Genomic DNA, 11507 nt, shown 5'->3' with positions numbered 1-11507 from the left:
ATAAATTTCTGATTCTGGAGGAGACAAGAAATAATATAACCAAAATATTCCGTCAAAAATTCAGATAGTCTCACAACTTAACTCCACTCATAAATTTATTCTAAGGTGCGCAGATACTCAATAATAATGAATCCAAAAATTTTCCTCGCTCAGAATTACTTTTCTCTATTTAAGACCATGAAATTTTGGTCAAAAACCAGAATTGTACTCACCATAAAATTTCTGAATATCTCCAAGCAAAAACATCTCCCCTAGATGACTTATTGCCAAAATTTAGCCAGGAAAATTAGTAGTAAATCTGACTGACAAAAACTTAATTTATATCTGTCGGGTAATTAGCCTATAAATTTCTGATTCTGGAGGAGACAAGAAATAATATAACCAAAATATTCCGCCAAAAATTCAGATAGTCTTACAACTAACCCCACTCATAAATTTATTGTAAACTTATAAATGGTAAATCAAAATGAATCAAAAAATGTTCCTAACTCAAGAAGATGTTATATCTGTTTATGGCAATGAAATTTTTGTCAAAAATCGGACTTTTACTGTTAATGAATTTCTCACAGAGATGAAAAAATCTCTTCAAGCACAACTCACAGACGAAAAAGAAAATTGGTTAACTAATGGAATAGATTGCAAAATACTTAAACCAGGTGCAAAAAGCTGGCAAAGAGGAAAAATAAAAATAACTCTTGAATTTGAACCTGAAAATATTGAGGTAAAAGAAAGTGATAAGAACAACGAACTAGAAGACAACCAAGAAATTTCTCCACTTGATGATTTACGTCATATAAAAAAACTGATAATAAGTAATAATTTTCCTCAAAAAGTTTGATTTATGTAGGGCAGTTTATCTTTTTAATCAAGAATAGAAACGGAAAAAATGGAGATTAATATGGAAGAAAATTTTCACCATAAAGATTGTAATGATAATGATGTGATTTCTTTTGGGGATAATACATACAAAATAGGTATTTTAAAACAGGAATTAATTCAATCATTTGATAATAAGATAGGATATCAACTAGACCAAAAATTGATTCAAAACCCCATCGAAATACCCGATATAATTATTAAACTACCTAATATAAATTAACCTTATGCAAGATTGTTTGATAGTGGCATAGATTGTGAAATCTTGAACCTGGGTTCTGATAAATGGAAAAAAGGAAAATTCCGAGTTAAGATTAATGCCGAATTTTATATAGAGGCAGAATAAACAGAGAAAACATCTAACAACGAAAATTCAGAATATATTGAACCAGAATCTCCGCTAGATGATTTACGTCAAAAATTTAATGAGGAAAATTAGTTACCGAACAAAGGATGTTCTCCCCCGAAGAAATAAATTTATTTGCTAATGGCTGAAATCTATTTTAAGAGACTAATTTTGTTTCACTTTTTGGATAATTTTTTTTCTATAGTCAGGGATTTAAATCCCTGGCAGATACCTAGCCTAACTATAAAATGTAAATGGTTCTCAAATTTCATTTATTGATAATACTTCTGACATTTTATCCATGATTTAACAACCCAAAATTTATCCAAAAAATAAATTATTTTTAACTTAGTCAGATAGTGGATATCAATATTTGTTTTTCCAGAGCGATCGCTAATATCAAGGGCGTTAACGAAGTCAGAAGTCAGAGGTCAACCCACTCCTCACCCCTCCGGTGGAGGGGAAGTCAGAAGTTATTTTTTTAACGGGGATTTGAGCAACTATCCAAAAATATTTCGCCTTAAAAGGCGGGGTGTTAGACCCAATTATTTTGATAAATGTTTACTACAAATAACTAGGCTATTTCTTAGGATTCAGCAGTCATAATGAATAACTTCGATTCCATTTTTATAGGTTGTAAATTATCTTTTTCGTCACAGAGATATCTCCTGTCAAGTCTTTTAATCACAGTTATTATTTGTAACATTCTTTTTGCAAATTTATGTAATACCAAAAATCAATGTATTTTGATAAACCCGATCATTTTGAAGATATAGCGCTACGCAAATACGCTCTTGACATTCTTCTGTTCCCTGTTCCCTGCTCCGGTGTTCCCTGACAACCAAAATTTATTGTCAAACGCCAAAAGACGGAGTGCTATAGAAAAAATTCCCTGTTTACCTAATTGAAAATATCCTGTAGGGGCTAACATTCAGGCAGTAACTAAAAGTATAAACTCTAGATTTTCTTTCCGAATGCTTCCCCCTCCTATCAGGATTCAAAATTTAGATATAACCATTATCAAAACCTGAAATAAAAGCACCAAAATACTAACTAAAAACTATTTTTATTTCCCACCATAATAAAAAGCAATTTCTTTCTCTTTAAGTGGAACAAAATCTGCATCTTTCAACATTTGATTTAACTCTTCCTGGGAAATATGCTTCGCCCCAATACGCACAATACGAGACCGCATAGTATTACTAACCCCACTCCGTTGTCGTTGACCTTCTAATGCCATTACCTTGTGATAAAGGTCGAGCTTTTCTGATGGAATAACAGAACCATCTAAATCTATTCCTTTAGCGATCGCCTCATCCACAGCATCTGCTCCAGTAGTAGATGTAGTTGTGGAAGTTTTTTCTGAAGACATAGCAAAAAATTATTGGGTTTACATGATTATTTTATCTCCTGTAAGGCACATCTTAAAACTTTCTATAGGAGTAAATTTTTCCAATTAAAATTCAACTCATAGCAAACTCAGTAAACTTTCTCTCCTCTGGAGCTTTAAAAGGAAAAATCATATCACTTTTAATAACATCTAATCTGATTAACTCATCAGTTATTCCTTGCTCCAGTAAAATATTATTCTATTTCAATAATGAATAATTAATAATGAATAATTAATAATTACCTCTCCTTGAAAAGAAGAGGATTGACTCAAAAGAAAATTTTTATTTATTATCCCCTTAAAAGGGGAGGCTTTAAACCATAATTTTTCGGTAAATATTTTCATTTTTAAGCTCAATATAAACATCAGTATATTTCATTTTTTTTCCTTACTAATCAACTGTTAACTATAAATATAGCAATCCGGAATAATTTATAGCGTTTCTCAGTCTAATTAGGTACGCCTATCTTTATTTGTCTTCTATTCCCTGTTGCCTGTTGCCTTTCGGAGCTGTTGCCTAAAACCAGCGAATGCGCGTACCTCACGCTTCTTGGGAATTGCTATATGAGAATTTTATTACTTTGGTTTTCCCTATTCCTTATACTAATAAAAAAAAAGAATGTTACAAATAATCAGGGCAATTAAAAGACAAGTGCAGGAAATGTCCCTTTGACTAAAAAGATAACTTACCGAATAATTAAGGTTTAAAGTCTCTGCTTTAAAGGAGAAAAGCGGTCGTTTTGCTGGCGCACAACTCCGTTAACGCTGCGCGACATGTTTGCGGAGCATGACAAACGGAAAAAGTGGAGCTTCCCCGTTGGGTGGGATGGCGAGGAGACTTCGCCATATCCAATCGACCAAGAGAAAAGAAAAAATTTTCCTTTTAGTCAATCCTCTTCTTTTCAAACAGAGGTAATTGTTAATTATTAATTATTAATTGTTGAAGACCTAATAAATGGTATTGAAGCTATTCATTCTGTACCTTGCCAATCCGACAGCTTCCCTACCTAACTCCTAAGAAATAACCTAGCTATTTGTAGCTAAGATTTATAAAATTGGTATTATTATCTCAAAGTCTAGGATATTTCAAAATTCAAATAAAATTGTTATAGTGGTTGCAAATTTCATCTGATTGATGAACTAATTCAAGAAAGAATAAGGTTTTAGTTATCTAGAAAAATCTGCCAATAGCGCAGTCAAGACATCCGGAGCTTCAATATTGTAGAAAATAAGAAGCGCCTAGAATAGTCCACCCATCTTTAATTAAAGCATTTAAAGCATTTTAACTCTATTCTTGTAAGTATCTTTTGCTAGCATTATTCAATCAATAAAACATTATGCTTAAAGATTTATTATAACTGAATATCCACAGTAAATTCAAGAAGTCAGGAACCAGAAGTGTGTTTGCGCAGCATTCAGACCGAAAATAAGAAGTTAAAATTAGTGGTAGATTGTTACTCACCACTAATTTTCAACCGCTAAAATAAAATTTATAGCGGGGGTCGCATTACCCTATCTATCCGTCTATAAATAGAGATTTTATTACCGAAATTATCACGGGTAAAAACTTCTGACTTTCCGTTTGTCATGCTGAACAAACTAGGACAGAGATAATGTTAGTATTTTAATAAATTATTAACTGGTGATACAATCATGCTGAATTAACAAAAATTAGAGATTTAATCAGAAATAAATTATGAGTAAAACTCCCCGAATAAAAATCCCTTTAGCAGTCAGAAAATATGTGTTCGAGCGCGACCGCTACCATTGTAAAAGTTGTGGTAAAACTACTAGAGAAACACAACTTACTCTAGACCATATTATCCCCCTAGCTAGTGGTGGTAGTAATGATATTAGTAACTTACAAACCCTCTGCACTAAATGTAATCAAAAAAAGAAACATCACTTTGACCCACGATTCCAACGGAACTTCAGTAACTAAAGCAAAAAAAAATTATTCTATCCCCGAAAAATCTCAATTTTTGAGTAAAATAGAACCGGATTAAATCAGGATAAATATATGGTAAATTCAAAAAGAATTAACTTTCTCAAAAGTAAGTTGTACTCTCTAATAGGTATAATGTCTGATGTAGACCTAGAAAGAGGTTGGGAATATTTACAAACACTTTATTATGACAGCTTCATGCTACAAGCTATTCAACAATCTAAAACAACTCACAAACCAGGAGATATCTTAACCAAAGAAGAAGCCATACAAATATTGTATTTTGACCGAGAAGATAGTTAAACTAAAAATAACCAATAATAATAAATAAGATATAGAAAAAACAATATTATTGTGAACCTAGAAGTGCGTTATGCTCGGTCTTTTGTCGAAGACCTAAAAACTTTAGAAACTGCCACCTACCAAAAAATATATGATTTTGTTTTTATCAAATTCAGTCAAATAAATTACTTACAAGAACTACCAGAATTACGACAACTTGGAACCAGTGCTATTTTCTACAGATTTACTGTGGACAAATATCTGATTGGTATAGAAGTAACAGGTCAAATTATTAAATTTATCCGTATTTTACCAAAGCCACAAATTTAGTCTTCTAAACTTATAGATAGCAGACTAAAAAAAACAAAAAATACAGTAATTTTTATGGACTCAAAAGCACTGTGGCAACGCTATATTAACTGGCTTTATTACCATGAAGGATTAAAATTGTATGTTGATATAAGTCGCATTAAATTTGACGATTCTTTTCTAGAAACAATCAAGCCAAAATTTGAAAAAGCTTTCCAAGATATAGAGCAATTAGAAAAAGGTGCGATCGCCAACCCAGACGAAAACCGGATGGTTGGCCACTACTGGCTGAGAGCGCCGGAACTTGCGCCCACCCCCGAAATCAAACAAGAAATTGTCCAGACTATCGAACAGATTGAGACTTTTGCCAAGAAAGTCCATAGTGGAGAAATCAAACCTCCCAATGCCCCCAAATTTACAGATATTCTGTCCATTGGTATCGGTGGTTCAGCTCTCGGTCCTCAATTTGTAGCCGAAGCTCTGAGTCCAAATGACCCACCAATGCAAATACATTTCATCGACAATACCGACCCTGCAGGTATCGACCGCGTACTCTACAGACTCAAGGAGCGCCTCAAGAGCACCCTAGTCATAGTCATCTCCAAGTCAGGCGGTACCCCAGAACCTCGCAACGGTATGATGGAAGTCAAAGCAGCTTATGCTGCTCAAAATCTAGATTTTGCCCCCCACGCTGTCGCTACAACTACCCCCGATAGTAAACTAGGTAAAATTGCCAAATCTGAAGGATGGTTAAATATTATTTCTATGGCAGACTGGGTGGGGGGGCGTACTTCTGAATTATCCTCCGTTGGTTTACTACCAGCAGCATTGCAAGGAATTGATATCCAGGCCATGCTAGACGGGGCAAAAGAAATGGACATAGCCACTCGCAAACATGATATTAAAGGCAACCCCTCTGCTTTATTAGCTTTGAGTTGGTATGCCGTAGGTAACGGACGAGGGGAAAAAGATATGGTAGTTCTCCCCTACAAAGACAGTCTGCTAATGTTCAGCCGTTATTTACAGCAGTTGGTCATGGAATCTTTAGGCAAAGAAAAAGACCTAGATGGTAATATAGTCAACCAAGGTATTGCAGTTTATGGTAATAAAGGTTCCACAGACCAACACGCTTATGTACAACAGTTGCGTGATGGTGTACCTAATTTCTTTCTTACCTTTATCGAAGTTCTAGAGGATCGTCAAGGTATTTCTCCTGAAGTAGAACCAGGAGTAACTTCTGGTGACTACTTATCTGGTTTTCTACAAGGCACTAGACAAGCACTTTATGAAAATCAGCGAGATTCTATTACAGTTACAATACCCAAAGTTAATCCTAAAAATGTAGGAGCTTTAATTGCTCTTTATGAGAGAGCTGTTAGTTTTTATGGCTCTCTAGTTAATATTAATGCCTATCACCAACCAGGAGTAGAAGCAGGTAAAAAAGCTGCGGCCACAGTGCTAGAATTACAACAACAGGTAGTAAATGTCCTCAAGCAAGAGGGTTCTCCCCTATCTTTAGCAGAAATTGCCCAAAGAGTAGGTGCTGATGACAAAATAGAAATCATCTATAAGATTTTGCGCCATTTGACAGCTAACCAACAGAATATTGTTTTTCATGGAAATGTTGGGCAACCAGCTAATTTAGCTGTAAGCTATCAGTAGTATCATAGATAGTGATTTGGCCTTGGGCATTAGGGGTTAGTATTGAACTCATCGAGATTGTGTCGCAACAGATATAGTTTTGACTCGTGGACTAGATAATGTAGTAACTTAAGGACTCTGGGGCACGGGAATAGCCTGTCAAGTCAGTTTGTAGGTGCTTTCTGACCTAAATATAATAAGTTGTGTTGGACAGAAACCCACATAATTATAATGTTGGGAAACCTGCGCCGTACACCCAGGGTCAGCATCACAAAGATGTTACTAGGGGATAACTTCACAGGCACAAAAATTAGTTATTAATACTCTGGGTATTTCCCTGCTTCTAATGTTCATTTGATCCCCTATTCCCATTAAACAATGCCCTTAACAATTCTTGTAGTTGATGATGATTTGGGAACTCGTCTGTGTGTTGGTGATTACCTGGAGATTTCTGGTTATTCGGTAATTAAAGCTGAAAATGGTCAACAAGCTTTGGATTTATTAGAGAAATCTCGGCCACATCTGATTATTACTGATATTGCTATGCCAAAAATGGATGGTTATGACCTGGTACGACAAGTTCGATCGCGTCCCATTTTTCGTTTATTGCCTGTGATTTTTTTAACTGCCCATACAAGTACAGAAGAACGAGTAAAAGGCTATAATTTGGGGTGTGATATTTACCTACCAAAGCCTTTTGAATTACCAGAGTTAGGAGCAATAGTTCGGTCTTTGTTGGAGCGGTCTGCTCTTATTGCTCAAGTTTCACCTACATTTAACGAGTATTCTAAGGTAGAAAAACCATCTAAATCACATTATTCTGAGGCAGTATCTCAGTCAGTTATCGCCAATGCTCAGATTAGTTTGACTGAGCGAGAACAACAAGTTTTGAGTCTTTTACTTAATGGTCTTTCTAATGTTCAGATTGGCGATCGCCTACATTTAAGCCATAGAACTGTTGAAAAATATGTCAGTAGTTTATTTAGAAAAACTAATACTAATAATCGAACTGAATTAGTTCGTTTTACTATGGAAAATTACTTGACTAATTAGGGTTTGCTGAAAAAGTCTTTCAGTAGAAGGAGGAGACAGGAGACAGGAAAAATGTTCAACAATTAATAATGAATAATGAATAATGAATAATGAATAATGAATAATTACCTCTCCTTGAAAAGAAGAGGATTGACAAAGAGATGAAAATTTTTCTTCACAGGAGTCGATTGGATATGGCGAGGAGACCTCGCCATCCCCCGACCGCTTATTATCCCCTTAAAAGGGGAGGCGCATACCCACAATTTTTCAGTAATTAAGAGGAGGTAGAAGTAAGAATTGTAAGAATGATTTTTATGCCCAACTATGCGCCTAAAATACGCTCCATGCATGAGCATGAAGAGCTGATTCCCAGGCATTTTTTTCAACCTAAAACAGCTAAAACCTTTATATTATATATAAATGCTTTTAGATTTAATCAGCAGAGCAATAATTAATTTTAAATTTAGTTAGTTTGAGTTGATTTTTTGCCAAAAATTTAGACTAATTCAGCATTCATAGACCGCTATTTTTTTTGATTAATAATATACTCTAAAAGTCCCTCACAAGCATCTAAAAGTATTTCAATTACATAGTCAAATCCATCCTGACCACCATAATAAGGATCGGGAACTTCTTGCACATCAAAATACTTACAAAAGTCACACATTAATTTGACTTTATCCTGATATTTACCCCCAGTATCTAAGCGCAGTACATCCCGATAATTATCCTTATCCATTGTTAAGATTAAGTCAAAATTATCAAAATCTTCTACTTGAAATTTACGCGCTGCACCTTTAAGAGTAATTCCTCTCATCTTAGCTGCATAAGTCATCCTAGAATCAGGTGGACTACCTATATGATAACCTCCTGTACCAGCAGAATCACAAACTATACTACCGCTCAAATTAGCTTTTTCTATCAGATGATTCATTATATTTTCTGCTGATGGAGAACGGCAGATATTACCAAGACAAACAAATAATAATTTATATTCCATAAATTCATCAAAAATAGGTAATGATAAATAAGTTAATTGGAAGAAGGAAAGAGGAAGGGGAGAAGAAAGTTTTTTTCTCGCTAATATCAAGGCTCATTAATTAATCATAAAAATTCATCTAAATGATTTAAATGATTACTTTAGCAGTAGTCTTCTGAAAGAAAAATTTTTGTTTCAAGCCTCCCCTTTTAAGGGGATAAAAAAAGAGAATATGCCTGATGTTTTAAATAAGGTTTCAGGGTAAGCATTCAGCCGTCAGCTATTAGCTATCAGCTATTAATGTTGAGAAAGGTAAAAGCAACCTTTGAAATTGAGTTTGAACAAAAATTTATAGTCAAAGTATCCTTCCCCAACCTGAGAAGTAATTATTCATTATTAATTGCTGTTAACGTAGTTCCTCCGAAGGAGGGTAGCTGACTGCTAATAGCTGTTTGCGCAGCATTCCGCAGGAAATGCTTAAGTTTCAGCTAGAGGTACTAAAGTCCGAAGTTCCTCCGGAGGAGGCTAACTGAAATGACAATTTTATAAATATGATTAATACTAGGATACAGGTTAGTTATTAGTGTACGATACATTGGTTCTTAACTTAAACCTGCCCTAGCTATTAAGACTTAAATTATCAAAATAATTGGGTCGCGCCACCCCGCCTTTTCAGGCGATCGGGTTTTTGGAGGCTTGCTCAAATCCCCATTACAAAAACAACTTCTGTACGTCGCCAATCCCACGGTTTCCCTATCTGACTTCTGTCTTTATGAAAGTCCAGGTATATTTAAACCACCTGTCAAATCTTCCATGCGCTCGCGCATAGTAGCAGTAGACTTACTATAAGCGTCTTGCATTGCTACTGTCACCAATTCAGAAATTACTTCTGCCCCTTCTCCTAGCGCATTAGGTGAAATTTCTACTCGCCGTGGTTCTTGGTTTCCACTCAAAAAAACCTTTACCAAACCACCACCTGCTACCCCTTCAACCTCTAATTTATCCAGGTCTTCTTGGAGTTGTTTAGCTCCTTCTTGAACCTGTTGAGCTTTCTTAAAAGCCTCAGTTAGTTCTTTCATTTTACCTAACCCGAAACCAAAGCCTTTTCCTGATTGTGACATAATTATTACTCTTCTATGGTAAGTCTTATTTGTTATTTGTTTGTTGCCATTAAATTATTAGAGACCTAATAATTTATTTATGCAGCACATATTTTAATTATTCTAGATTCTCAATATATTTATACAGAATCTAGTTAGATTTTGTGCTTTAGTAGGAGCGTATAAAAATGCGCACCTACCTTATATATAATATCATGGTATCTTTACATAAAAATCATAACACTGCAATAGATTTTTAGTACCTAATTAAATTAATAATTTAACGAACCCGCCTTTTCAAGCCCTAATTTATTCAAGATTTCCCAATACCATAATTAGCAATAATATTAGTTAAAAGCTGTTTGTAGACTATCGACTGCCTAAAATATAGTAATTGATTCAAAAGGTGGGGAATCTGAAACTTATACCAATTTTAGTGACTATTACTAATCGAAACTGATGGTAATTTACTTGTAGCTAGAAATCTGAAGAATTAACATAAAAACTCAGTATCTAAAGTTGATTTATCCATTTTGTGTACCTAATTTGCACTTGACTAGATTGTTTAACTACCTAGAAGCACAGGTTTAGTGTACTGGTATTAGAAAGTTACTGCTCCTGAAAAATCTCCCATCATTTTTACCTCTGGTTTTAATAAAAAAGACCATTGCTTTTCCACCTGTTCTTGAACGTGATATATCAATTGGAAAATATCGTTAGCTGTAGCTCCCCCACAATTAAGAATAAAGTTTGCATGACGGTGAGCTACTTGGGCCATACCTATTTGATAACCCTTAAGCCCAGTTTGTTCAATTAACCAACCAGCAGCTTGTGGCCCTGGATTGCGAAAAACACTACCACAACTAGGTAAATGATAAGGTTGACTAGTCTTGCGCTTGTTAAAATTTTCAGAAGTTACAGCGGTCACCAAAGCAGAATTTTCTCCTGGTTGTAGCTGAAAAGTAGCTTGAGCCACCAACATAGACTTACCTTGTAGCCTAGAATGGCGATAGCTGTATTCCAAATCTTGAGGAGACAGAATTTCTATCTGACCATCAGGCAACATCACATGGGCATTAACTAATATATCAGCTATACATTTACCTTGCGCCCCAGCATTCATTACCACAGCACCACCAACAGTACCAGGGATACCGACAACCCACTCCAAACCTTGCCAACCCATTCTAGCTGCCTTCCAAGCAATACGTGGTAATGATTCACCGGCACCTACAGTTAGAAGACCTGTTTCCTGTTCAAAGTTAATGTGACGGAGGTTACGACTACTAATCACTAATCCTGGTAAACCACGATCACTCACTAACATATTGGAACCTGCTCCTAGCAAAGTAATTGGTAGTCCTTCAGAGTGAGCAAACTTAAAACTTGCTTGTAATTGATCTAATTTTTTTGGTGTGACATACCATTCAGCAGGTCCTCCAACTCGGAAAGAAGTCATAGGAGCTAAAGGAACATTAGACCTAATTACACAGTCTGTACCAAGTAGTGGAATAGGTTGATTTTGTGGCCTTTTATCTGAACTAGCTATGTGATAAGAGAGAGTCATGGTCATAACTAATACTTGAATTATCGTAATTTAAAGATCG

General features: G+C 35.1%; 11 protein-coding genes and 1 pseudogene. 7 read left to right on the top strand and 5 right to left on the bottom strand.

Annotation, left to right across the window (positions count from 1 at the left end):
- Window positions 1–466: 466 nt before the first annotated feature.
- Window positions 467–838, top strand: coding sequence for a KGK domain-containing protein (locus tag F6K23_RS17545; protein WP_293158115.1), 372 nt, complete (start codon window positions 467–469; stop codon window positions 836–838).
- Window positions 839–886: 48 nt separating this feature from the next.
- Window positions 887–1222 (top strand): annotated as a pseudogene (locus tag F6K23_RS17540) (KGK domain-containing protein).
- A 1066-nt stretch (window positions 1223–2288) separates the two neighbouring features.
- On the opposite strand, the gene F6K23_RS17535 reads toward F6K23_RS17540, so the two are convergent.
- A complete protein-coding gene (locus F6K23_RS17535) occupies window positions 2289–2594 on the bottom strand; it encodes a DUF4090 family protein (RefSeq protein WP_293158112.1) in 306 nt (101 codons plus the stop codon).
- Window positions 2595–2685: 91 nt separating this feature from the next.
- Window positions 2686–2787, bottom strand: coding sequence for a hypothetical protein (locus F6K23_RS41890; protein ID WP_367267738.1), 102 nt, complete (start codon window positions 2785–2787; stop codon window positions 2686–2688).
- Window positions 2788–4308: 1521 nt separating this feature from the next.
- Between F6K23_RS41890 and F6K23_RS17530 the strand changes: the two genes are divergently transcribed.
- From F6K23_RS17530 to F6K23_RS17510, 5 genes are all read left to right on the top strand, one after another.
- Window positions 4309–4554, top strand: coding sequence for an HNH endonuclease (locus tag F6K23_RS17530; RefSeq protein WP_293158109.1), 246 nt, complete (start codon window positions 4309–4311; stop codon window positions 4552–4554).
- Between the two features lie 78 nt (window positions 4555–4632).
- Window positions 4633–4860: a hypothetical protein gene (locus tag F6K23_RS17525; RefSeq protein WP_240041576.1), complete on the top strand. Its 228-nt coding sequence runs from the start codon at window positions 4633–4635 to the stop codon at window positions 4858–4860.
- A gap of 51 nt (window positions 4861–4911) precedes the next feature.
- Window positions 4912–5169 (top strand): cytotoxic translational repressor of toxin-antitoxin stability system, encoded by a 258-nt coding sequence (locus F6K23_RS17520; RefSeq protein ID WP_293158099.1) that lies wholly within the window; start codon window positions 4912–4914, stop codon window positions 5167–5169.
- 54 nt (window positions 5170–5223) lie between these two features.
- Window positions 5224–6810 (top strand): glucose-6-phosphate isomerase, encoded by a 1587-nt coding sequence (locus F6K23_RS17515; protein ID WP_293158096.1) that lies wholly within the window; start codon window positions 5224–5226, stop codon window positions 6808–6810.
- Between the two features lie 357 nt (window positions 6811–7167).
- On the top strand, window positions 7168–7842 hold the full coding sequence (locus F6K23_RS17510; RefSeq protein WP_293158093.1) for a response regulator transcription factor: 675 nt from the start codon (window positions 7168–7170) through the stop codon (window positions 7840–7842).
- A 502-nt stretch (window positions 7843–8344) separates the two neighbouring features.
- Here F6K23_RS17510 and F6K23_RS17505 read toward each other — a convergent pair.
- The 3 genes from F6K23_RS17505 to murB all read right to left on the bottom strand — a co-directional run bounded on the left by F6K23_RS17505 (window position 8345) and on the right by murB (window position 11473).
- Complete coding sequence (locus F6K23_RS17505; RefSeq protein WP_293158090.1) at window positions 8345–8821, bottom strand: low molecular weight protein-tyrosine-phosphatase; 477 nt, start codon at window positions 8819–8821, stop codon at window positions 8345–8347.
- Window positions 8822–9570: 749 nt separating this feature from the next.
- Window positions 9571–9921 (bottom strand): YbaB/EbfC family nucleoid-associated protein, encoded by a 351-nt coding sequence (locus F6K23_RS17500; protein ID WP_293158087.1) that lies wholly within the window; start codon window positions 9919–9921, stop codon window positions 9571–9573.
- A gap of 580 nt (window positions 9922–10501) precedes the next feature.
- Window positions 10502–11473, bottom strand: a complete 972-nt coding sequence (gene murB / locus F6K23_RS17495; RefSeq protein WP_293158084.1) for a UDP-N-acetylmuramate dehydrogenase — start codon at window positions 11471–11473, stop codon at window positions 10502–10504.
- Between the last annotated feature and the right edge of the window lie 34 nt (window positions 11474–11507).

This window comes from Okeania sp. SIO2C9 (assembly GCF_010672455.1).
Taxonomy (GTDB): Bacteria; Cyanobacteriota; Cyanobacteriia; order Cyanobacteriales; family Microcoleaceae; genus Okeania.
This window is presented reverse-complemented; position numbering and strand designations above follow the sequence as displayed.

What these genes read in the sequence shown, in the direction of transcription:
- F6K23_RS17545 (WP_293158115.1), top strand. Translation starts at nt 467, where the DNA reads ATGAATCAAAAAATGTTCCTAACTCAAGAAGATGTTATATCTGTTTAT.
- F6K23_RS17535 (WP_293158112.1), bottom strand. Translation starts at nt 2,594, where the DNA reads ATGTCTTCAGAAAAAACTTCCACAACTACATCTACTACTGGAGCAGAT.
- F6K23_RS17530 (WP_293158109.1), top strand. Translation starts at nt 4,309, where the DNA reads ATGAGTAAAACTCCCCGAATAAAAATCCCTTTAGCAGTCAGAAAATAT.
- F6K23_RS17525 (WP_240041576.1), top strand. Translation starts at nt 4,633, where the DNA reads ATGGTAAATTCAAAAAGAATTAACTTTCTCAAAAGTAAGTTGTACTCT.
- F6K23_RS17515 (WP_293158096.1), top strand. Translation starts at nt 5,224, where the DNA reads ATGGACTCAAAAGCACTGTGGCAACGCTATATTAACTGGCTTTATTAC.
- F6K23_RS17510 (WP_293158093.1), top strand. Translation starts at nt 7,168, where the DNA reads ATGCCCTTAACAATTCTTGTAGTTGATGATGATTTGGGAACTCGTCTG.
- F6K23_RS17505 (WP_293158090.1), bottom strand. Translation starts at nt 8,821, where the DNA reads ATGGAATATAAATTATTATTTGTTTGTCTTGGTAATATCTGCCGTTCT.
- F6K23_RS17500 (WP_293158087.1), bottom strand. Translation starts at nt 9,921, where the DNA reads ATGTCACAATCAGGAAAAGGCTTTGGTTTCGGGTTAGGTAAAATGAAA.
- murB (WP_293158084.1), bottom strand. Translation starts at nt 11,473, where the DNA reads ATGACCATGACTCTCTCTTATCACATAGCTAGTTCAGATAAAAGGCCA.